The 23,139-nt window shown below is 49.0% G+C and carries 20 protein-coding genes; 12 read left to right on the top strand and 8 right to left on the bottom strand.

Translation table 11 applies throughout. The annotated features are described in order from the left end of the window. Positions 1-150 precede the first annotated feature (150 nt). The 6 genes from L2725_RS09480 to L2725_RS09455 all read left to right on the top strand — a co-directional run bounded on the left by L2725_RS09480 (position 151) and on the right by L2725_RS09455 (position 4,887). Positions 151-462 carry a CPCC family cysteine-rich protein gene (locus tag L2725_RS09480; RefSeq protein ID WP_249248746.1) on the top strand — a complete coding sequence of 104 codons (312 nt, stop codon included), beginning with the start codon at positions 151-153 and terminating at the stop codon, positions 460-462. Positions 463-599: 137 nt separating this feature from the next. After that, positions 600-950 (top strand): VOC family protein, encoded by a 351-nt coding sequence (locus L2725_RS09475; protein ID WP_249248744.1) that lies wholly within the window; start codon positions 600-602, stop codon positions 948-950. Positions 951-1,061: 111 nt separating this feature from the next. Next, entirely contained in the window at positions 1,062-1,439 is a 378-nt protein-coding gene (locus tag L2725_RS09470; RefSeq protein ID WP_249248742.1) for a hypothetical protein, read from the top strand. 267 nt (positions 1,440-1,706) lie between these two features. Beyond that, entirely contained in the window at positions 1,707-1,991 is a 285-nt protein-coding gene (locus L2725_RS09465; RefSeq protein ID WP_249248741.1) for a hypothetical protein, read from the top strand. A gap of 1,059 nt (positions 1,992-3,050) precedes the next feature. After that, the gene (locus L2725_RS09460; protein WP_249248740.1) at positions 3,051-3,605 is read left to right on the top strand and encodes a DTW domain-containing protein; all 555 of its coding nucleotides are present in this window, start codon (positions 3,051-3,053) and stop codon (positions 3,603-3,605) included. Positions 3,606-3,726: 121 nt separating this feature from the next. Then, on the top strand, positions 3,727-4,887 hold the full coding sequence (locus L2725_RS09455) for a tetratricopeptide repeat protein (RefSeq protein WP_249248739.1): 1,161 nt from the start codon (positions 3,727-3,729) through the stop codon (positions 4,885-4,887). Positions 4,888-4,946: 59 nt separating this feature from the next. On the opposite strand, the gene asnS is transcribed toward L2725_RS09455, so the two are convergent. The 4 genes from asnS to pabB form a co-directional block, all read right to left on the bottom strand. Then, positions 4,947-6,347, bottom strand: coding sequence for an asparagine--tRNA ligase (gene asnS, locus L2725_RS09450; RefSeq protein ID WP_249248738.1), 1,401 nt, complete (start codon positions 6,345-6,347; stop codon positions 4,947-4,949). A gap of 258 nt (positions 6,348-6,605) precedes the next feature. Continuing rightward, positions 6,606-7,268: a DUF6796 family protein gene (locus L2725_RS09445; RefSeq protein ID WP_249248737.1), complete on the bottom strand. Its 663-nt coding sequence runs from the start codon at positions 7,266-7,268 to the stop codon at positions 6,606-6,608. A 64-nt stretch (positions 7,269-7,332) separates the two neighbouring features. Next, entirely contained in the window at positions 7,333-7,932 is a 600-nt protein-coding gene (locus L2725_RS09440; protein WP_346429390.1) for a CoA pyrophosphatase, read from the bottom strand. A 109-nt stretch (positions 7,933-8,041) separates the two neighbouring features. Next, positions 8,042-9,433, bottom strand: coding sequence for an aminodeoxychorismate synthase component I (gene pabB, locus L2725_RS09435; protein WP_249248736.1), 1,392 nt, complete (start codon positions 9,431-9,433; stop codon positions 8,042-8,044). A 236-nt stretch (positions 9,434-9,669) separates the two neighbouring features. Between pabB and L2725_RS09430 the strand changes: the two genes are divergently transcribed. From L2725_RS09430 to L2725_RS09410, 5 genes are all read left to right on the top strand, one after another. Then, complete coding sequence (locus tag L2725_RS09430; protein ID WP_428985284.1) at positions 9,670-11,208, top strand: fumarate hydratase; 1,539 nt, start codon at positions 9,670-9,672, stop codon at positions 11,206-11,208. A 107-nt stretch (positions 11,209-11,315) separates the two neighbouring features. Then, a complete protein-coding gene (locus L2725_RS09425; RefSeq protein ID WP_249248734.1) occupies positions 11,316-13,373 on the top strand; it encodes an alpha/beta hydrolase family protein in 2,058 nt (685 codons plus the stop codon). Positions 13,374-13,436: 63 nt separating this feature from the next. Next, positions 13,437-14,021 (top strand): type IV pilin protein, encoded by a 585-nt coding sequence (locus L2725_RS09420; RefSeq protein WP_249248733.1) that lies wholly within the window; start codon positions 13,437-13,439, stop codon positions 14,019-14,021. A 31-nt stretch (positions 14,022-14,052) separates the two neighbouring features. Beyond that, entirely contained in the window at positions 14,053-14,592 is a 540-nt protein-coding gene (locus tag L2725_RS09415) for a GNAT family N-acetyltransferase (protein ID WP_249248732.1), read from the top strand. 102 nt (positions 14,593-14,694) lie between these two features. Continuing rightward, on the top strand, positions 14,695-15,696 hold the full coding sequence (locus L2725_RS09410) for a serine hydrolase domain-containing protein (protein ID WP_249248731.1): 1,002 nt from the start codon (positions 14,695-14,697) through the stop codon (positions 15,694-15,696). A 78-nt stretch (positions 15,697-15,774) separates the two neighbouring features. Here the strand turns inward: L2725_RS09410 and adhE are convergent, their stop codons facing one another. Next, on the bottom strand, positions 15,775-18,372 hold the full coding sequence (gene adhE / locus L2725_RS09405) for a bifunctional acetaldehyde-CoA/alcohol dehydrogenase (RefSeq protein ID WP_249248730.1): 2,598 nt from the start codon (positions 18,370-18,372) through the stop codon (positions 15,775-15,777). A gap of 362 nt (positions 18,373-18,734) precedes the next feature. Between adhE and L2725_RS09400 the strand changes: the two genes are divergently transcribed. Next, positions 18,735-19,367 carry a YchE family NAAT transporter gene (locus tag L2725_RS09400; RefSeq protein ID WP_115136879.1) on the top strand — a complete coding sequence of 211 codons (633 nt, stop codon included), beginning with the start codon at positions 18,735-18,737 and terminating at the stop codon, positions 19,365-19,367. Positions 19,368-19,426: 59 nt separating this feature from the next. Here L2725_RS09400 and L2725_RS09395 read toward each other — a convergent pair whose 3' ends face one another. The 3 genes from L2725_RS09395 to L2725_RS09385 all read right to left on the bottom strand — a co-directional run bounded on the left by L2725_RS09395 (position 19,427) and on the right by L2725_RS09385 (position 22,689). Beyond that, on the bottom strand, positions 19,427-20,752 hold the full coding sequence (locus L2725_RS09395; RefSeq protein ID WP_249249071.1) for an anti-phage deoxyguanosine triphosphatase: 1,326 nt from the start codon (positions 20,750-20,752) through the stop codon (positions 19,427-19,429). Between the two features lie 15 nt (positions 20,753-20,767). Beyond that, positions 20,768-21,373 (bottom strand): 5'-deoxynucleotidase, encoded by a 606-nt coding sequence (yfbR, locus tag L2725_RS09390; RefSeq protein ID WP_249248729.1) that lies wholly within the window; start codon positions 21,371-21,373, stop codon positions 20,768-20,770. Positions 21,374-21,474: 101 nt separating this feature from the next. Further along, positions 21,475-22,689, bottom strand: a complete 1,215-nt coding sequence (locus L2725_RS09385) for a pyridoxal phosphate-dependent aminotransferase (RefSeq protein ID WP_249248728.1) — start codon at positions 22,687-22,689, stop codon at positions 21,475-21,477. Between the last annotated feature and the right edge of the window lie 450 nt (positions 22,690-23,139).

Here is a 23,139-nt window from a genome sequence, read left to right as displayed (position 1 = left end):
AACAGACCCTGCTAAGAATGCGCTGATACCATCAGGACGACATTGTATTGCGGCCGTGCGGTAGCCATGGCAATTAACTTTTTTATTCACTTTGGCTTTGCGTGCAGCGGGTTTTAGCGCTTTGCGCACAACACTGTCATGGAGAGGTTGATGAAATATACTTGCCCTTGTTGTGGCTACAATACTTTCTATGAGCCCGTAAAAGGTACATATGATATTTGTGAGCTTTGCGGCTGGGAAGATGATTTGGTGCAAAATGGAGATCCAGACTACGAGGGTGGCGCAAACGGAATTTGTCTTCGCGAGGCGCAGCTTGAGTTCTTAAAAGAAGCTTTTGATACAACAGGTTATATCAAGGATTCAGGCTGGAAATTGTTGGATCCATCATCAAAAGAACCGCAGCTAAAGAGTTATAAAACAGATTTTATCGTTACAAGTAACGGCGAGGTCAAAAATGCATAACAAAGCGTTCAAGACATATTCGCAACGCTCGGCGACTTTGGTTTCAAGTGGCTTTTGTGTTTATGGTGGAATGGCTTAGGTTATGTGGTTAGCGTTGCTCACTATTTAACGCTGCGTTAGTTGCCAGGGAGGAAATTGTGCAAGTAGACGATATCAGGGTGTTTATTCCGAGCAAGGATTACGAAACTAGTAAATCCTTTTATAAAGCTCTCGGTTTTAAAATGGACTATGTGTCTGATGACCTCTCGTTATTTGAAAATGGTGATTGTTTCTTCTTTTTACAAAGGTTTTATAACCACGACTTAGCAAACAATCTAGTTCTCCAATTGTCAGTTCTAGATATACATGAAGCGTATGAACGGATAAAAAGCTTACAGGGCTTTGATTTTAAATATAATCCAATTCAAGAAGAGCGTTGGGGTAAAGTAATTTTTCTATGGGGGCCATCAGGTGAACTTTGGCAGATAACCGAGTTTACCGGCAACTAGCAAGTTGCTCAAAGGAAGCAAAACGCTTGGCTTGTGCTCCTTCGTCGTAAACTTTAGCCAAGCATTTATGCGCCTATCAGTAAGGCGTTATGCGCGCTTGAGTACTTGTTAATGGAATCATATTTAGAAATTAAAGAAGACGTGAAATCTATTGTAGAAGAAACAGTCAACATGGGTAGCAAGATTCAAGGTGGGCTTGGTCGAGCATGCGATGAATACTGGTTAGATTCAATGCACGTCGATGATCGTGGTCCATGCTTTGCCACAAAGTTCATGGCAAGCATCGCTATCCTGAAGATGTATTTAAATAACGGTTTAGAAATTAACCAAGAACTAAAAGAGATCGCATTCTACTTGTTGGCTAAACTTTCGGAAAATGACAAAGAGTCTATTAGTGATAGCTGCATTAAGGAAATCTTACGGGACTCAAAAGACATATATGAGTTTAATTGGTACATAGTTCATAACTGTCTAAGTCGAAATGCATAATAAGTTTGTCAACAGGACGGTTTTAGCTGTGCTTCGTTTTTCAGTATCTTAGCCACTTTACCGCAACACTCCAATACACAAAAATTTCCTGTTACAAAGGCGTTAAGCCTCTAATGAAGAGTATGCCGAGATTTCCTGTGATTTAGCTGGGGTCTAAATGTGGTGTCATGTACTTCAATAGAATTGAAGAGCTAAACACTACAGATTTAATGTTCTTCGGACCACTGCTGTTTGAAGGGGGGCTATAATTTATTCGGCAGGTCAAGAATGGAGTTTGACATTAAACATAAAGCCTCAAATCAATCTATTTCAAAGGTTAATGGTATTTGCTGGAGCCATGTGGAAATCAAAGTGAACTATGGCTTTAGCAAATTAAGACTTTTTGACTTGAATCCCCTAAAGACATGGCTGATAGAGCGGTCTGAAAATGATTCTGGAGATGTGATGTGGCAGTTTATAGAACATGATGCAATTGTCGAAGGAGTTAACTCTTCAAAGTCTATAAGTTCTTTATTTCAATTTATAGAAAATAAAGTGTGCAACGAAACTTAACAAACGCATCAACATGACGCCAAATGTTTGGCTGGCGCTTATTCATCGCTAATTTTAGCCAAGCATTATCAGCCTCTTTTTGGGACGTTATGCCTCTTAAGGAAAAGTATGTTCACCGAACCATGGTCAGATATAGGCGAGTATCCGGAGGCACATATCAGTGCTCTATTCCGGGAGCTGGCGCTCGAATTGGCGTTAGGGCACCCTTTGTTTAATAAACCTGTTGAGTTGCTGGCCAGGAGGGAAGACTGCGACCACATACTGGTGAGCAGCGATAGTAAGTATTTTATTGTTCACCTAACCTGGTCAGGAAAGCCAGAATGCCCTCCATATCCAGTGTCGGAGCCGTTCAGTAGCCTTGAAGCGTTACTGGCTCAGTTACAAAAACACGCTCAGGAATATTGATGGCTTGGGATAGCTCGCACATTTTATGTGCAGCCCGAAATGTACTGGAGGGCAAGCTACAGGTGGTCTTTTTGGCCAGTTGTCATATTAAGTATTGGATAGGTCAATGGGGCATTTATACACAATAGAGGAAAGGCTGGGGCAACTGAAGGAGCTGAAAGGGTCATTGCAAGCCCTTATTGTTTACCTTCAGCGGCACCAACAATTGTCTGGCCTGGTTTGCAATTATGAGCAACTCTTGTCTGAGACAGAGCTATTAATTATCGAAGGCTTTGATCAACAGCAGCTATCCGACTTTAGCCGAAGAGTTCCAGACGTTTTTGCGCGGCATAAGGACTGGATCCCGCCATTGGAAAGGGGACAAGGTGGGAAGTATGCAAAAGCCTACTGGTTTTCCGAATTAGAGACGTACCTGCAGCCAGTGTTAACTGCAGCAGAGACACTGAGAGTATTGGGAATACGTTGATTGATATAAGCCGGATATCACGCTGTAGTGGTTTGATGAGCCCGGATACGGATTGCAATGGAGCGCTTTAACAAGCCAGGCGCTGAATACAACATTGGCTCCAGCTTTACTGAACTGACAGGCATCAAGCCTAAGCAAATCTGAAGCGAGCACTGCTGTGCTTGGGGGAATTTCAGGTTTAGGGTAAAGTGGCGCACCTGATTGATGATGACCTTTCTCTCTCCAGAGATTTCAACCTTATTATGAAGTTAATTCTGCTTACCCATGAACGTGAATTTGACCGGATCACCAATACGGGGGCTCTGGTACAAAGACGTTTTCCGCACTTGTGTCAGCGTGTTTTGTGGCAACGAAAGGAGCCCAATCAAGCCATGCTGGAGTTAATTGAGTCGGGAAAGGTTGGGTTAGTGTATCCCTCAACGGAGAGCGCGGGCTTAAAGGTGACCAGTGGCACTGCGCTAAGTCATGAGCTACCTGAGTATATGATTTTGCTGGATGCTACCTGGCAAGAGGCGGCTAAAATGTATCGCCAAAGTCCCTATCTACAGAATTTGCCCACATATCATCTGGAGCAAGCGCCACAAACACTCTACGTCAGACGCCGTAATCAAAAGCAAGGTGGGCTTTGTACGCTGGAGTGTGCCGCGGTTTTGTATGAGCTGGCGGGAGACGCGGAAAATGCGACTCAACTTCTGGGAGATCTCAAGGCCCATAACCTTAAGCAGTTTGATACTTGTGGGTGAATTTCCAACAATAAGTTGAAGTTGCTCAGAAGCCAGTGATATACCTGATAGCCTCACTAATCTGAGGTGCCGCATGATACACAGGACAAAAGTGATCAGCAGGAAGCTGAGCAAAACCGCGATGCTATGCAGTTTGTACTTATTCGGACTGACAGCGTGCAGCTCCAATCTGGACCACAAGTCCGTTCAGATACCTGCTCCAGCTGTTTCCAGCCAATTTCACACTGAGTCAGTCACTCCTCCCACCATTACGCAACTGGTTAGCCTGTCCGAGCAGCAAAGGCAAGAGATCCACGCTTTTGTCAGCAGACCTGATATTGCAGCGTTAAGACCTTTTCGTCAGGTTGAAGCTTATGTGCTTCAGCATGTTGATGGCTTTGGCTATAAAGGGGTTAACCTGCCAGCGACGGAAGCACTTGCACAGCGACAGGGTAATTGTATGACTCTTGCTCTGATGACTTACGCAGTGGCCCAGGAATTAGATGTTCACAGTCGATTTCAGATGGTTTACACCGAGCCAGTGTTAACCGATGTCCGGAATGGTCTGGCGTTTATTTCCGATCACGTCAGAGTGTTTTTGTATGACGCTCCAGTTGGTACCGAAGGGGTTGGTGGTTTTATGACGGCCTACGATAGGGTTGCAGTCGACTACTTTCCAGATCCATTCAATCGAAATGGTGGCCTGATCGATAACCAGGAGTTTTTGGCTAAGTTCTATCGAAACCTTGCTGCAGATGCTTTGGCGCTCGATGAGTACAACAAAGCCTTTTACCTTGTCCAGGAAGGGTTTTCACTGGATGCAGACTCTGACAGCTTGATTAATCTTATGGCTGTACTGCACAGGCGTGTCAATGAACCTGAGCTGGCGACTCAGTGGTATGACTATGGCATTGAACTGGGAAAGGCCGACCTGACCTTGTTGGCCAACTATCAGCTATTGGCGAGTAATCTTCAGGACAGGAGTAAAGCCGATAAACTGGCTGATATGATTGCGTCTTTACCCGATAAAGAACCCTATGACCTTTACCTGATGGGCAGAGATGCTTTGCGAAAGCAAGAGTATCATCAGGCTTTGGATTATCTGACCCGGTTTTTGAATACATCTGCCTACTATTACCCGGCATGGGCTGAGTTGGCTCAGGCTCAACATGCAGTTGGTCAGACTGCACAGGCCAAGCGCTCTATGGCTGAGGCCATTCATAGAGCGAGTAATAAAGAGCAGGGCAGTTATCAGGCAAAATTACTCTGGCTTAAGCAGAAAGCGGATCTGAACAAAGAGTGATTAATGAACAAAAAAACGCGCCTCATGGGCGCGTTTTTTATTTGCTCAATTAACTTCAATTAGAAGTTGGCAGAGCGTGGTGCACGTGGGAAGGCGATAACATCACGGATGTTGCTCACGCCAGTCACGTAAGATACCAGACGCTCGAAGCCCAGACCGAAACCTGAGTGAGGCACAGTACCGTAACGACGCAGGTCGCGGTACCACCAGTAGTCTTCTTTAGACAGGTCCATCTCTTCCAGACGGGCATCCAGAACGTCCAGACGCTCTTCACGCTGGGAGCCACCGATGATTTCACCAATGCCCGGTGCCAGAACGTCCATTGCTGCTACAGTCTTACCGTCTTCGTTGAGGCGCATGTAGAAGGCTTTGATATCTTTTGGATAGTTCTTCACAACCACAGGGGCTTTGAAGTGCTCTTCTGCCAGGTAGCGCTCGTGCTCAGACTGCAGATCGATACCCCACTCAACAGGGAACTCGAAGGTTTTGCCACAGGTCTTCAGGATTTCAACGGCATCGGTGTAGTCCACCTGAGCGAAATCGCTGTTGACGAAGTTCTCCAGACGCTCGATCACTGTCTTGTCTACGCGCTGGGCGAAGAATTCCAGGTCATCACGACGCTCTTCCAGAACGGCTCTGAATGCAAACTTCAGCATCTCTTCAGCCAGCTTGGCCACATCGTCCAGCTCAGCAAAAGCTACTTCAGGTTCAACCATCCAAAACTCAGCCAGGTGACGGCTGGTGTTGGAGTTTTCGGCACGGAAAGTCGGGCCAAAGGTATAAACCTTGGACAGGGCACAGGCATAGGTTTCAGCGTTCAACTGACCGGATACAGTCAGGAAAGCTTCTTTGCCGAAGAAGTCCTTGTCATAGTCCACAGTACCTTTGTCGGTACGTGGCAGGTTTTCCATGTCCAGGGTCGATACACGGAACATTTCACCGGCGCCTTCACAGTCAGAGGCAGTGATCAGCGGGGTAGAAACCCAGATAAAGCCCTGCTCGTGGTAGAAACGGTGAATCGCCTGAGACAGACAGTTACGTACACGGGCCACGGCGCCAATGATGTTGGTACGCGGACGCAGGTGAGCCAGTTCACGCAGGTGCTCAATAGAGTGACGCTTGGCCGCCATTGGGTAAGTGTCCGGATCGTCAACCCAACCGGTAACCTTAACGCCGGTTACCTGCAGTTCAAATGCCTGACCTGCGCCTGGGGACTCAACAACATCACCCGTCATCTCAACAGAGCAACCGGCAGTCAGCTTGAGCACTTCGTTCTGATAATTTTCCAGATTATTGGGTACAACACCTTGAATGGCATCAAAACAGGAACCGTCATAAACGGCCAGGAAGGAAATACCCGCCTTGGAATCACGGCGGGTACGTACCCAGCCGCGCACAGTGACTTGCGAACCAACCGCGAAATCACCTTTGAATACAGAAGCGACAGATGCAATGCTCATTGTTGCTCAGTTCTCCAACGAAATGTCTTAGCAAAAAAATTTGGAGGTTTATATTACCTCGCTGGCGGCTATTCTCAAGCTGAAATAGCCCTTGTTCAAGCCTAAATGGCGACATAATTAGTGAAAATACAAAATTTCGCAAAAATTACAGAAAAAATTGGGATTTACTCAAACTTTTCAACGCTTGCAGGGACAGGAGGGGGGCAGGATTCCATCAGGCTTCTGAATGGAAAGCAGTGAAGTGGCTTATTGATTCGGCTAAAGGGCTTCTCCCGGGACATTTTTGTTCCAAAGCGCCAGGGTCGAACTGGTATAAAACAGCACGAGTATCAGGTTAAGCCATCCCCCCATGAGTACTACATAGGCTGTACCGCTCAATAATGGCTTGAGCAGATATTGAAGCAAAAAGCTTAAAAGCGGAAAGGCGAGGATAATCCACCTCGGATAAAGCGTTTTACGCTGCCATACCTGATAGATAAACAGTACTGAAAGCAGGGCGAAAATCGGATAGACCATGGCTCTCAGCAGATGATTGGCCTCATAGGCCAGTGAGACAGAATCCAGCAGTTCCAATTGATGCTGCTCGGCGAGATTGGCACTGATAGCGATTGCAGAGTAATTGGCGTGAACCACGCCATAGGCGATACCAATAAAGGCAAAGCAGAGAAAAATCAGGTTTTTCACGATTGGGTTCGCTGGTGCGAAGGCAAAACGCACTTGAAAGGCGGCCAAAAAATACCCCCATGCTGCCAACATCGCCGTGGCTGTGCTGAGCAATATTCTATCGGTAGACACCTTTGCCATATTTTCCAACAGGCTGGCGTGTCCGGGAACATAGTAAAACAGCATGTCACCGGTAAATAAAACAACTGCTGCAATAATGCCTGCAACTCCTGCCCATCTTGCTTGCGTATTTGTCATCCCGGTTTCCCGTCAGTGATTGCCGCCTACACAGTGCTGTCGTTTCTCATTTATGACCTTGTCATTACTTCAGAGCGGGATGAGCAGCACCAAGTTGATTACAAAGTTGATCTATCATGGCAGCTGTTGCCCCCCAAATGAACTTGTCTCGCCAGGGAATAAAACAGATCTCCATGGATTTGCCCCGGCGTTTAAAGGTTTTAAGGTGTCGATTGACCGGATCCAGTAAAAAGGACCAGGGCACGCTGAAACAATCCGCCACTTCACCGGGATCCAGTGTCGGGGTAAATGGGCCTGTGACCAGTCCAACCACTGGCGTGATGGCAAAGCCGGTAATGGTGTTATGCACTGGCAGCTGCCCAAGAATGTTGACCTGTGAAGAGGGCAGTGCAATCTCTTCGCTGGCTTCTCTGAGCGCTGTCGCTGTCATCGAGGCATCGGTCTCATCCTGTTTACCACCGGGAAAGCTGATTTGGCCCGGATGAGCATTAAGGTGACCGGCTCTTTGGGTGAGGATAAGTTCAAGTTCGCCATCGGCTTTGTCAGGCCGTTGCCATAAAGGGATCAACACTGCTGCCTGACGTTCATTACCTCTTGCAGGAACCCCGGCAAGGCTGTCTGGCTGCTGGATCAAAAAGCGGGTTTTGAACTCCTCTGCGGTCACAGCTTACTCCCTTAATTTGTGGTAACCCTGTCCCGATTACCTTTCCGGATATACTCGCTGAATATCTGAGCCGGATTATTGAACTAACTGAATCCGTTAGCGGTTTCAGTTACTGGCTCTTTAGTATGGGCAGGATCCGGCTCACTTTGTCAAAGGTTTCCTGATACTCACAGTCTCCATTGGAGTCCGCTACGATACCGCCTCCGGCCCAGCAATAGAGCTTCCCCTTTTCTGCCACCAGAGTACGTATGGTAATGCTGGTGTCCATTTTGCCATCCTGGCTGATATAACCCATGGACCCACAGTAAAGATTACGGCGGGACGGCTCCAGCTCTTCGATGATTTCCATGGCGCGAATCTTTGGTGCACCGGTAATGGAGCCGCCGGGAAAGGCTGCCCTTAACAGGTGGGTGGCTTCATTACCCTGATTCAGGGTGGCGGTAACAGTACTGACCAGATGGTGCACCGCAGGGAAGCTCTCTACATCAAACAATTTCGGAACGGACACGCTGCCGGGTGCCGCAACCTTACCGATATCGTTTCGCAGCAGGTCCACAATCATCAGATTTTCTGCTCTGTCTTTGGGAGAGTTGGCCAGCTGCTTTGCGGCAGCTTGATCCTCGGTCGGGTCTGCATATCTCGGCAAGGTTCCTTTGATGGGCTTGGTTTCTATCTTGCCACTCTCAAGCTTGATAAAGCGTTCAGGCGAAATAGACAGTACAGCTTGCTGCGGCAGTCGCATAAAAGCTGAGAAGGGGGCGCTGTTGGAATGTCTGAGTTTCAGGTAAGCCTGCCACTCATCACCGGTATAATTGCATTCGAACCTTTGAGTCAGATTGATTTGATAGCAATCCCCGCTGTGCAGGTACTCCTGCACAGCATCGAATTTGTCCAGATAGGCCTGTTTGCTTATCTGGCTATGCCAGTCACCCTCAAGTGCAAAGGGTGCTTCTGCTGGTGCGCTTTGCGAGAGCAAGGTCTCAAGTTGTCTTTGCTGGGCTTCCAGTGCCTGTTGTCCCCTGGCATGGACCAGAAACCAGGCCTGTTTTTGGTAGTCACGGATAAGCGCCCAGTCGTAGAAACCCAAATTAAGATCAGGCAAGTCGATATCCCTGTGCGCAGTAGCAGGCAATTTTTCAATACTGCGCCCCAGGTCATAGCCGAAAGCGCCCATGGCACCGCCGGAAAAAGGCAACTCACAGGCCCCAGGCTCACCAAACAGCTGCTTAAGTGTGGCATTAATCAGTTGGAATGGATCTTCATTATTGCTTTCAAAAACTTGCCCTTTGACAAATTCCAGTTTATTAATGCCATTGCTGTGAGTCAGTGTGGCAACCGGATCCGCGCAGATAATGTCATACCGCGCGTCCATATGGGTCGCACCGGCACTGTCCAGCAACACGGACCAGGGCCTGGCAGCAAGCCGGGAAAACAGGGATTCGGTGTCGATTGTCCAATCAAGCTGGCAAAACGCCGGCGTTGCTGATGCAGCTGGATCCATTGATTAAGCCTATCGTATTTAGTGATCTGGTTCTAAAACGTGCGAAAGAGTATCATAACTGGTGCACTCAGGCTTCAGGGTTTACAGGATTTATCAACAGTCTGACAAGAATTTAGCCAGCAGCTTCCGCAGCTTGGTGCAATAATCAGACTGTTAATCAATCAACCTTGAGCAGGCAATATCTTTGTCGGCTTGAGTTGCGAAATGGATGAATAACGATAATGCCAACACGGCAAATGGAGCGCCCTACAATGTCTGATCCCGTAATCAAGCAGGCTGACTTTATCGAAAGCATTGCTGATGCCCTGCAGTATATCTCCTACTACCACCCCAAAGACTTTGTCGATGCCATGACTGAGGCCTATGAAAAGGAACAAAATCCTGCGGCCAAAGACGCCATCGCACAGATCCTGATTAATTCCCGTATGTCCGCTGAAGGCCGTCGTCCTCTGTGTCAGGATACCGGTATCGTGACCTGCTTTGTTAAGGTGGGTATGGCGGTTAAGTGGGACAAAACAGATATGACAGTGCAGCAGATGGTGGATGAAGGTGTACGCCGCGCTTACACCAATCCTGATAACCCGCTGCGAGCCTCTATTGTTGCCGATCCTGCCGGTGCCCGTAAGAATACCAAGGACAATGCGCCGGCTGTAGTGCATATCGATCTGGTGCCAGGTGCAGAAATTGAAGTGGCTATCGCAGCCAAAGGTGGCGGCTCTGAGAACAAGAGTAAGATGGTGATGCTGAACCCATCTGACGATATCGCCGCCTGGGTCGAAAAGACCCTGCCTACCATGGGCGCAGGCTGGTGTCCTCCTGGCATGCTGGGCATAGGCATTGGTGGTACCGCTGAAAAAGCCGCGGTACTTGCCAAAGAGTCATTGATGGACCCTGTCGACATTCATGAGCTGATGGAGAAGGGTGCTGAAACAGCAGAAGAGAAGCTGCGTCTGGATATTTTCGATCGTTGTAACAACACTGGTATCGGTGCTCAGGGCCTTGGCGGCCTGACGACTGTGCTGGATATTAAAATCAAGTCGGCTCCAACACATGCCGCCTCCAAGCCTGTGGTGATGATCCCCAACTGTGCTGCAACCCGTCACGTACATTTCTACCTTGATGGCACTGGTCCCGCCGATCTTAGCCCGCCATCTCTGGATGATTGGCCGGAAGTGACCTGGGAGCTGGGTGACAATGTTAAGCGAGTGAATCTGGATACCGTCACTCAGACTGATGTGGAAAGCTGGAAGAGTGGCGACACTCTGCTGCTGTCCGGCAAGATGCTGACCGGCCGTGATGCTGCCCATAAGCGTATTCAGAGCCTGATTGAAAGTGGGGAAGGTCTGCCTGATGGCGTCGACTTTACCGGTAAGTTTATCTACTACGTGGGCCCGGTTGATCCTGTAGGTGATGAGGTGGTTGGTCCAGCTGGTCCGACAACTGCAACCCGTATGGACAAGTTTACCGATCTCATGTTGGATAAGACCGGTCTGCTTGGCATGATTGGTAAAGCTGAACGTGGTCCAGCTACCGTTGAGTCTATCAAGCAACATAAAGCCTGTTATCTGATGGCCGTGGGCGGCGCCGCTTACCTGGTGTCCAAGGCGATTAAGAAAGCCCGTGTGGTGGCCTTTGAAGATCTGGGTATGGAAGCGATTTACGAATTCGATGTTAAGGATATGCCGGTGACAGTCGCGGTAGACAGTGACGGTATCAATGCCCACGAAACCGGGCCGGCGATCTGGAAGATCAACATTGAGAACGCCGCCAAATAAGCTCACAGGTTAACGCTAACTCAGTTCGGGGCGGCCAGGGTCGCCCCGCAAAGTTTTTGTTCGATTAAGTACCGGTTACAGGTACATCAACCAAAGTGAAAATAATAATGAAGAAGTCAGCCTTACTTTTGGCCATGGGATTGGCCGGTGTCACTGGTGCTGTAATGGCACAGGACAAAGCACCTTTTACCGTTCAGGATCTGGTAAAACTCAACAAACAGCACTCTGTGGCCGTATCAAATGATGGCCAGACTCTGGTTTATGGCCTGTCAGTTAAAGATAAAGAGGGTAATTCAGAGTCTGAGCTGTATAAGCTGGATTTGACTAAATCTGATGCCATGCCGGTACAGATTACCGGTGTACAGGGGACAGAGCACTCTGTGACTTTTGCTCCCGATGACTCAGCTATCTACTTTGTCTCTGCCCGAAATGGTTCAAGCCAGCTGTATCGCATGCCGATGCAGGGCGGAGAAGCGATTCAAGTGTCGGATCTGCCGGTTGGTGTTGATGGCTACAAGCTGTCTGCCGATGGCAAACAACAGGTGGCTTTGCAGCTGAGAGTGTTTCCGGAGTGTGACACGCTGGAGTGCAGTGCCGATAAGTTTGAAGACCAGGCCGACAATCCAAACCGTGGCCGTGAATATGACCAGTTGATGGTTCGTCACTGGGATACCTGGCATGACCATGCCCGTAACCATATCTTCGTTGCGCCGATTGAAGGTAATAAGCTGGGCAGTCTGGTTGATGTGACCTCTGGTCTGGATACCGAAACCCCACCCAAGCCATTCTCCGGCATGGAAGAGGTGACTTTTACCCCTGATGGCAAGCATCTGGTTTACACCGCCAAGGCACCATCAAAAGATCAGGCCTGGATCACCAATTATGATCTGTGGCAAGTCCCGGTAACCGGCGGCAAAGCCAGGAACCTGACTGAAGATAATAAGGCGTGGGATGCCCACGCGACTTTCTCTCCTGATGGCCGTTATATGGCTTATCTGGCGATGAAGCGCCCGGGTTTTGAGGCTGATCGTTTCGGCATTATGCTGCGCGATACTGTTACCGGACAGGAGAAAGAAGTTGCGCCACTATGGGACAGAAGCCCACATTCGCTGCAGTTTGGTGCAGATGGTCAAACCCTGTATGTGACTGCGCAGGATCTTGGTCAGGTCAGCATTTTTGAGGTAAACACCCAATTCGGTGATGTGAAGACCATCTATAACGATGGCAGCAACTCTGTGGTTGCCATTACAGATAACAAGATACTGTTCAGCCATAAGTCTTTGGTTGAGCCGGGTGATGTTTATTCGGTCGATAAAGATGGAAACAATCTCAAGCGTCTGACCAATACCAACAAAGAGAAGCTGGACAAGATCAAGTTTGGTGACTTTGAGCAGTTCAACTTTAAAGGTTGGAATAATGAAACGGTTTATGGCTACTGGTTGAAGCCTGCTGACTTTGAACCGGGCAAAAAGTATCCAGTGGCATTTTTGGTACACGGTGGTCCTCAGGGATCATTCGGTAACAGCTTTAGCCACCGCTGGAATCCTCAGTTATGGGCTGGTGCCGGTTATGGCGTGGTCATGGTGGATTTCCATGGCTCAACAGGCTATGGCCAGGAGTTTACTGACTCCATCACCCAGGATTGGGGTGGTAAGCCTTTGGAAGACCTTCAAAAAGGTTTGGCGGCAGTAGGTGAGCAGCAGAAATGGCTGGATGTAGATAATGCCTGTGCATTGGGTGGGTCTTACGGTGGCTACATGATGAACTGGATCCAGGGTAATTGGAATGACGGTTTCAAGTGCCTGGTGAACCATGCCGGTCTGTTTGATATGCGCTCCATGTACTATGTCACTGAAGAGCTGTGGTTCCCTGAGTTTGAGTTCGGCGGCCAGTATAAAGACAACAAGGCGCTGTATGAGAAGTTCAACCCGGTGAACTATGTCGAGAACTGGCAAACCCCTATGCTGGTGATCCATGGTGAGGAAGATTTCCGCGTGCCTTATGGTCAGGGGCTCGCTGCCTTTACCTATATGCAGCGTAACAATATCCCCAGCAAGCTGTTGATGTACCCAACCGAGAACCACTGGATTTTGACCGGTGACAATCTGGAACAATGGTACGCCAATGTGCTGGGTTGGTTGGATACCTGGACTGAAAAACAGTAATATTCAGCTCTTACGAAACCGGCGTTTAACGCCGGTTTTTTCTGTCAGTTAAGTAGTCGACAAATGAAACAAATCAAAGCTAAGGGTTTTACCCTGATCGAGCTGGTGATCACTCTGATTATCCTGGCCATAGTTGGGGTCATTGCGCTTCCCAAGTTTATTTCTCTTACTGAAGAGTCCCATGTGGCCAAGCTTCAGGAGGTCAAAGCCAATATGCAGCAGTCTGTTGATTTCGCTCATCAGCGATGGTTGCTCAATGGTCATCCGGGGGGAATGAATGATCTCGAAGGATTTGCTCATGATGCCGAGGGTAACCCTCAATTGGATATGAGTGCTCAGGGTTATCCCTTAGGAGTAAACAAAAACAATCCAATGGCAGCACCGCTGAATATAGGCCGGGGAGAGCAGGCGTGCGGTGAACTATGGAACGCATTACTGGACACTGAACTGACGGTCAGTCATAAACTCGCGCACAAAGATCAGGTAGACTTTATTTCCAGGCGGGTCAGCACATCCCACAGCACTGGTCTTAATGCCTGCGTATACGCTTATACCCATTTGGGGTTTGAACAGGATCTTGAATCATCGGCCTTGATGCTGACATACAATATAGTGACCGGTAAGGTTGAGTTAACCAACAGACTTTAGCCTTAAGGTAATAATTTTCCAGGGAGGAAACATGCAACTGATTGGTGAACGAGTCAGTTTACGATTATTGCAGGAGCAGGATCTTGCTGCTTTTGCCCATTATCGCTCCCAGGCAGATATCGCACGGTATCAAAGCTGGAGTGAATATACCCTGGAAGATGCCAAATCCCTGTATCGTAATATGGGACTGAGAGCTTTTGGTGCGCCAGGGCATTGGTTTCAAATCGCCATTATCGACAATGAAAGTGGCCAGTTGACCGGAGATCTGGCGCTGCACTTTATCGATGGGCGTCAGACTGAAATTGGCTTTACCCTGTCGTCAGACTGGCAGGGGCAGGGGATCGCCCGTGAGGCGCTGCAATTGATGCTGGAGTACCTGTTCGATGGAATGAAGAAACACAGGGTGATCTCTATTACCGATACCCGCAACTCCGCAGCCGTTCATCTGTTGGAGCGACTGGCATTTCGCCGGGAAGCTCACTATGTTGACAACATTTTCTTTAAAGGCGAGTGGGGCAGCGAGTATCAATACGCCATGCTTGCCAGTGAGTGGTTTGATAAGCAGGGCTGAGTGTTGATCGCTTTCACCTTTATGCAATGGTCACATAATAACTAATCGAAATAAATAGGGTAGTTCGTTAGTTTACTTCCTTTGCCAATAATGGACATTGCTATGCCCACAGAGGCCAATAAGCCAAATTTCACCAAAACCTTCAGCCTGGCTTTACTGCCGCTCATTCCATTCCACCTTGCAGCAAGCGAACTGCCTACTGACATCTTTGATTCTCTGTTGAGCGATAAGGACTTTGTTGGCGAGGTCCTTATTACACAGGGAGGTAAACCTGTCTATCAGTTTGAGTCGAAACCGAACTCATATCTGGCCGGTTATGAAAACGGCGGCTATCTCGCCGGTTCCATCAGCAAGCAGTTTGTGGCGGCTGGCATATTACGTTTGGTGGATGAGGACAAAGTGTCTCTGGATAGCCAGATCATAAAGCTCTTACCAGATGCCGGCATTCCCGGAGCCGTGCTTATTCGTCATCTGCTTGACCATAGTTCAGGCCTGATTGCGCCGGATAAGCCCCTGGCATTTGTGCCAGGGACAGGATTCAGATACAGCAACTATGGCTATGAGCTGCTGGGCAAAGTACTTGAGTCAGCTCATAAGCAGCCCTTGTCTGAGGTGTTGGACGGTATCAGTAAACAATGCGGCTTAAATCAAACTGGCGGTGAGTTGGCTTTGGTCCAGGGGCGGGTTGAAGATGCTGAAGGTCAATTCACGACATTGCCCGGGACCGCTGAGCGTCCGCCATTAGCCAGTGGTGGTCTGGTATCCCGCGCTCAGGATCTGGCTCGCTGGAACACTTGCCTGTATGGCTCTGAATTATTGAGTGAGGAGTCCTTCAGTTACATGATCTCAGCGACGCAGTCCCGTAATCACAGATGGGGCGATCTGGGTTATGGTGCCGGTATTCAGATTTCCAGGGTTATACCACTTGAATACAGTCACTCAGGTTATGTGCCGGGGTTTATCAGCACCCTTAGCTACTTCCCCGATGAGGATATCAGTATGGTGGTGCTTGAGAGTACTTCCTGGCACTGGCGTGATATTCCCAGAGCATTCAGGTTTCACGATGAGTTACGAAAGCAGCTACTGGTGCAGATACAGGAGTAATGTTCTGGGGCGCTCAAATCAAGACAGATGAAAAGGGCCTGTTGGCCCTTTTCTTATCACGCTAACTATCAGTAAGCATTAGTCCCGGTAAGCTTCACCATAGAAACTGGCCAGCAGCAGGGCTTTCAGCTCGGCGATCAGTGGGTACCTTGGGTTGGCACCTGTACACTGGTCGTCGAATGCACCTTCCGCCAAGTCATCCAGCTGCTCAAGGAACCTGGCTTCATCAACTCCTGCCGCCTGGATAGATGCTGGAATATTGAGTCTGGTCTTGATGGCCTCTATCGCTTCAATCAGGGCTTCTACTTTCTCATCATCGTTACTGCCCGGCAGACGCAGGTAATCGGCAATTTCTGCGTAACGACATTTTGCCTTGGGTCTGTCGTATTGGCTGAAGGCCGCCTGTTTGGTCGGGCTGTCGGTGGCGTTAAAGCGGATTACATTGCTGATCAGCAGGGCATTGGCCAGGCCATGGGGCAAGTGGAATTCCGCGCCCAGCTTGTGGGCCATGGAGTGACATACACCGAGGAAGGCGTTGGCAAACGCTATGCCTGCGACGGTTGCGCCGTTGTGGACCTTTTCTCTCGCCTCAGGTGCTTTGGCTCCCAACTCGTAAGCCTGTGGCAGATGATTAAACAGCAGCTTCAGCGCTTGCAGGGCCTGACCATCACTGTACTCATTGGCCATTACGCTGACAAAGGCTTCCAATGCGTGAGTGATAGCGTCAATACCTCCGAATGCGGTGAGCGACGGCGGTAAGTCCATGACCAGATTGGGGTCGATAATCGCCATGGTGGGGGTCAGCTCATAATCGGCAATCGGATACTTCTGGCCTGTGTTTTGATCTGTCACTACGGCGAAAGGCGTGACTTCAGAGCCTGTGCCTGATGTGGTCGGTATCGCTACCAGACTTGCTTTTACACCCAGCTTGGGGAAGGTATAGATACGTTTGCGGATATCCATAAACCTCAGGGACATATCCGCAAAGTCGACATCCTTGTGCTCATACATGAGCCAGATAATTTTGGCGGCATCCATAGGGCTGCCACCGCCCAGGGCTATGATGACATCAGGCTGAAATCTGTCCGCCATCTCAACCCCTTCCATTACTATGTCCAGGGTAGGATCCGCTTTAACACCGTAGAAAACATCTGTATCTATGCCAAGGGATTTGAGTATGGCCAGAGTCTCGTTGCAGTAACCGGCATTGTAGAGATAGGTATCGGTGATGATCAGCGCCCGCTGCTTGCCTTTCAGCTCTTCAAGGGCGACGGGCAAGCTGCCACGACGGAAGTAAATCGACCTGGGAAGCTTGTGCCACAGCATATTCTCGGCCCTCTTGGCGACGGTTTTCTTATTGATGAGGTGGCTGGGACCAACGTTTTCAGAGATCGAGTTGCCACCCCAGGAACCACAGCCCAATGTCAATGATGGTGCTAACTTGAAGTTATAAAGATCGCCAATTCCCCCCTGAGATGCGGGAGTATTAATCAGAATACGGGCGGTTTTCATCCGCTGTCCAAAACGTCTGATGCGCTCATTCTGGGAGTCCTGATCTGTATACAGGCCTGAAGTGTGGCCTATGCCGCCAAGGGCTACCAGGGCTTCGGCAATATCCAGTGCTTGTTCGAAGTCGCCAGCCCGATACATGCCCAGCAGGGGGGACAGCTTCTCAAGTGCAAAGGATTCATCATTGGCAATGGCGCTGACTTCACCTATCAACACCTTGGTGATATCCGGCACGGTAATGCCGGCCATATCAGCAATTTTCACCGCAGACTGGCCGACAATATCAGCGTTAAGGTGGCCGTTTTTCAGGATAACGCTGCGAACCGCGTCAGTTTGCTCCGGTGATAACAGGTAGCCGCCATGTTTGGCGAATCGCTCTTTTACTGCATCATAAATGTCATCGACGACTACTACTGCCTGCTCTGACGCACACACCACACCATTATCAAATGTCTTGGACATCAGGATAGAAGCCACTGCACGTTTTATGTCGGCGGTTTCGTCAATGATGATGGGCGTATTACCCGCGCCGACACCAATAGCGGGCTTTCCTGATGAGTAGGCTGACTTCACCATACCCGGGCCACCTGTGGCCAGGATCAGGTTTATCTTGTCATGGGTCATCAGATGGTTCGACAGCTCAACGGAAGGCTCATCGATCCACCCAATAATATGCTCAGGTGCGCCGGCACTGACCGCGGCATCATGAACCAGTTTGGCTGCGTAGGCTGTGGCGTTTTTGGCTCTGGGGTGGGGAGAGAAGACGATACCGTTACGGGTTTTCAGGCTGATAAGGGCTTTGAATATTGCTGTTGATGTGGGGTTGGTAGTCGGCACGATACCGCAAATAATACCCACTGGCTCTGCAATGGTGAGAGTGCCGAAGGTGGAGTCCTCATCTATGATGCCGCAGGTGAGTTCGTCTTTGTATTTGTTGTAGATGTACTCAGAGGCAAAGTGGTTTTTGATCACCTTGTCCTCCACCAGGCCCATGCCGGTTTCCTGAGCCGCCATCTTGGCCAGCTCAATTCTGGCGCCAGCAGCGGCAAAGGCTGCGGCCCGAAAGATAGTGTCGGTTTGCTCCTGTGTAAAAGTGGCAAACTCGGCCTGAGCTTTGGCGACCTTATCCATTAACAGGTCAAGCTCCCGGGGCGAAGTGATTCTCATAACACTCTCCTGAAAAAAAGATTCAGCAAATGCCGGATTGGCTCAATCCTCTTTCCCTGTCTTTGACACTACACAGGCGGGCTACAGCTTTCTGTGAGCCAAAGCACGTAAGTCGGGTAAAGCTTATATAGGGAGCCTGAACGGGGAATATTGCAGCATTGCCCTAGTTTTTTTAAAGAATGATTCAGGTGAGAAGTAGGTTTTAATTGATAAATGACGTGTTACCTTCGGTAAAAGTGGATAAATACCGAGCTATTCATTGAAATTGTGACCAGCTTAAAAGAATCACGCTACTGAAATAGGCGGGATATAGGTTAGAGTAGCGTCCGATTTCTCGCTCGGCATTTTCAAGGAATTCTGTCTTGGACTTTACCCTTTACATCAAATTTTTCCTGGGTCTGGTTGCCATCATCAACCCTGTAGGCCTGCTGCCTGTTTTTGTCAGTTTGACCAGTCATCAAACTGAGCCAGAGCGCAACCAAACTGCGAAAGTAGCCAATATCGCTGTGGTGGTTATTCTGCTGGTTACCATCTTTGCCGGTCAGCATATTCTGAATATGTTCAGTATCAGTTTGTCGGCGTTCCGTATTGCCGGCGGCACTCTGATTGCCATTATTGCCATGTCGATGTTGCAAGGTAAGCTGGGTGAAGTTAAGCGTAATAAAGAGGAAGTGGGCGAATCCTCTGCAATGGAATCTGTAGCGGTTGTGCCTTTGGCGCTGCCACTGATGGCAGGTCCGGGTGCTATTTCATCTGTGATTGTATTTGCCGCAGAGAACAATACCTGGGTTAATCTGGCCGGTATGTCCGCCGCCGTAGTGGTGTTTGGTCTGCTGAGTTTCCTGCTGTTCCGTATGGCGTCAGTGATCTACAAGATTCTGGGTAAAACCGGGATTAACGTCATTACCCGTCTGATGGGTTTGATTATGCTGTCTATCGGTATTGAAGTGATAGCTGCTGGCTTTAAAGGCATGTTTCCAAGCCTGATAGGCTAAGCCTTGCATAAGAAACAAACGCGCCTGATGGCGCGTTTTTTATGTCGGTATAAAGCTCGTCAGATCAGAGGGCCATTAATGTCAGCGACGCTGGGGGTAAACAACTGGCGGTAGAGGCGGGCGGCAAAGTCATCTGTCATGCCTGACAGATAGTCTGCGATTACCCGCATGCTGTTGCCCTCACTTTGCTGTGACTCCAGATACCTTTGTTGGGTATTGAGCGGTAACAGGCGCATGGGATCTGACGCAAGTGCTTCAAACAGCGTCATCAGCATTTGCTGTCCTTTATACTCAAGCATCTGCACTTCGGGCTTTCTTACAACGCGTTTTAAAACAAACTGTTTAAGGACTTCCAGCACGATATGGAAGGCGGGCTCAAGCCTGGCCTGAAACTCCAGTAACGGGTCTTCAAAGGTGTTTTGTTTGATAATGTTGATTGCAGTGACGAAGCCATTAACCAAAGTGCCTATGGCGTCTTTTCTGATGTAGTGCTCCGGGTTGAACATTCTGACATCAATATCTGCCAGCTCCTGACGGATCCATTCATCTTCACTGGCTCTGAGGGATGGAGTAATATCCTGTTGCCATTGTTCCCGGGTAACTATGCCCATCACAATGGCATCTTCCAGGTCATGCACTGCGTAGGCGATATCATCTGCCAGCTCCATGATGGTGGCATCCAGTGACTTACAAAGGGATTTGCCCGGAAGGTGACCGTTGGCGGCCTGATATCGGGAAAAAGCCTGCTTATCGGCATCTGTCACGGGTCCCAGCACCCAATCCAGAATTTCGCCGTCGTCATTGTAAACCGCTTTGACCGGCGGCCAGTCCTGAGGCCTCACCTGATGATTGGGCTTTACTGCACCCTGAGGGATTTGTGGGGCAAGATGAGCGGCAGTGACAGGATACTTGAGTATGCCCAGCAAGGTCCTTCTGCTCAGGTTCATCCCATAATGCTGGGTATAGGGCTCCAGGCGGGTGAGAATTCTGAAGGTCTGGCCATTGCCTTCAAATCCACCGTGATCACGCATCATATAGTTAAGCGCGACTTCACCGCCGTGACCAAATGGGGGGTGGCCAATGTCGTGAGCCAGGCACAGAGCCTCAATCAAGCTGGTGGAGTCCATCAGCCAGGCATAATCAGGATGTTTGCGTTTAAGCTGCGCACAAATCCCGGTACCAATTTGTGCCACTTCCAGTGAATGGGTCAGTCTGGTGCGATAAAAATCATTCATCCCCACGCCCAACACCTGGGTTTTGGCCTGCAGCCGCCGGAAAGCTGCACTGTGCAGGATACGCGCTCTGTCTCTTTGAAACGGGCTGCGCTCATCGTTTCTTCGTAATTTATCTTCAGCCAGTCGGCGTGCCTGCCATTGGGGATTAATGTTCACTGCCTCTCCTTAAGCCTGATGGTCTTCAGCAGATAACCTGTCTACCGAGACAAAACAGCTGTCGCTGAAGGTTTCCAGAAAGTATTCCACTTCAGGCAACTGCTCTCGATAATACAATAGCATCTCCCCAAGCCGAATTTTGACATGTGCAAATTCGTCGTTACCGAAACGCATCTCATCCATTGCTTTGATATAGGCCGAAATAAGGTCGGCGGCTTTCACCAGCTTCTTATATTCAGGGTCTACTTCATTTTGCACAATCAAAGGTCTGAATATCTCTCTGAGCTCAGGGGGCAGGGTGTTGACGCAATCCTGCTCAGCCATCTCTTCAAGCTTTTTAAACTCTTTGGTCAACTCAGGGTTGTGATATTTGGTGACATGGTTGATGTCCTGCAACTTGGTCTCTGAACACTCATGATAGAGCGCCAGAGTAGCGGCACGTTCAGGGATGAGTTCACCATCGAAATAGGTGTTACGGATAACCGCCAGCATATGGGCAATGACGGCGACCTGATGGGAGTGCTCGGCGATATTCTCTTTTTTAACGCAATGCATGAGTGCCCAGCGTTTAATCAGAGGCATGCGATGGATCCAGGCAAGAAAACTGCTTTTCATAGAGGTGTTCCATAAACTGCGGGTACTGATTTAAGGTTAACCTGTATATCACCAACAAAAAAGCCACCCTAAGGTGGCTTTTATAAAATAAGCTGCTGAATTTACTGTTGGTATGTTTCGAGGAAGCTACCAAACTCAGTCATGGCTTTCTGCAGATCTTCTTTCCAGGGCAGGAACACTACCCGCAGGTGGTCCGGCTCTGGCCAGTTAAATGCGGTGCCCTGAACCAGCAGAATTTTCTTCTCATTCAGCAGATCCAATACCAGCTTCTCATCGTCCCGGATATTAAACTTCTTGGTATCCAGCTTAGGGAAGGCATACAGAGCGCCTTTTGGCTTTTTGCAGCTGACACCGGGAATGCTGTTCAGCAGTTCGTAACAGGTATCACGTTGCTGGGCGAGGCGTCCCAATGGCAGTACCAGTTCGTTGATACTCTGATAACCACCCAGTGCGGTTTGGATAGCATGCTGGTTAGGCACGTTGGCGCAAAGACGCATGGACGCCAGCATATCCAGACCTTCGATATAGCTGCGAGCATCCTTGAGGTTACCCGTAAGCATCATCCAGCCGACACGGAAACCGGCGGCGCGATAGGCTTTTGACAGGCCATTAAAGGTCACGGTCAGAATATCTTCAGACAAGCTGGCAGCAGGAATGTGCTGAGCACCGTCATACAGAATCTTGTCGTAGATCTCATCGGCGAACAGGATCAGATCATGTTGACGACAGATTTCGATAATTTCCAGAATCAACTCACGGCTGTATACCGCACCCGTTGGGTTATTCGGGTTAATCATCACCAGCGCACGGGTGCGAGGCGTGATTTTGCTGCGTATATCGTCCAGATCCGGGAACCAGTCAGACTCTTCGTCACAACGATAGTGAATCGCCTTACCGCCGGCCAGGTGCGCTGATGCTGTCCACAGTGGATAGTCAGGTGCCGGGATCAGCACTTCATCACCTGTATTGAGCAGGCCCTGCAATGCCATGAGGATCAGTTCAGATACGCCGTTACCAATATAGATGTCATCGATATCGACGCTACGAATCCCCTGGGATTGGTAATGCTGGACAATCGCTTTACGGGCAGAAAACAGACCTTTGGATTCACAGTAACCCTGTGCACTTGGCAGATTCAAAATAACGTCGCGGACAATCTCTTCCGGCGCTTCAAAGCCAAAGGGGGCAGGGTTACCAATATTCAGTTTCAGGATCCGGTGACCTTCGTCTTCCAGACGGCGGGCTTCTTTATGAACCGGACCTCGAATGTCATAGCAGACAGTATCCAGTTTGTTTGATTTGATGACCGGGCGCACTATTACCTCAAAAATACGCAAATACAGAGTTAACTCAGTGCAAGATATAGGAAAACCGGAGGTTCTGAAAGGGTACTTGAATAAAATAATCGAAAATATAAGGCACTTCACGTAGAGTAAAATGCTGATCTTTTGCGTTTGACGCCCTTTGAGTAGGGTAATCCACTGCTTAATGGCGTTTTGCTGTCATTGGCGTCAGGGTAAATGCGCTTTCCCCTTATATCCTGCGGTTTATCTTTGTTATCTATTCAGTCACAACTCCATGGATGATGGGCTGAGAAAATCCTTTCACATGCTTGAGGTTACCACTTTATTAGCCATGTCTTATCATCTTTTGACCTGCATTTTAACAAATTAAAGTTGACTCATTATTCAATGCGATTTATTTTCTGCGCGATGTTTTGACCAAGGCAAAACAAAAGCGGCAATTTACCGTCTGGAGGCATGCCC

It is taken from the genome of Shewanella corallii (genome assembly GCF_023349125.1).
GTDB lineage: Bacteria > Pseudomonadota > Gammaproteobacteria > Enterobacterales > Shewanellaceae > Shewanella > Shewanella corallii.
Note: the sequence above shows the minus strand (reverse complement) of the source record. Positions and strands in the feature narration are given on the sequence as shown.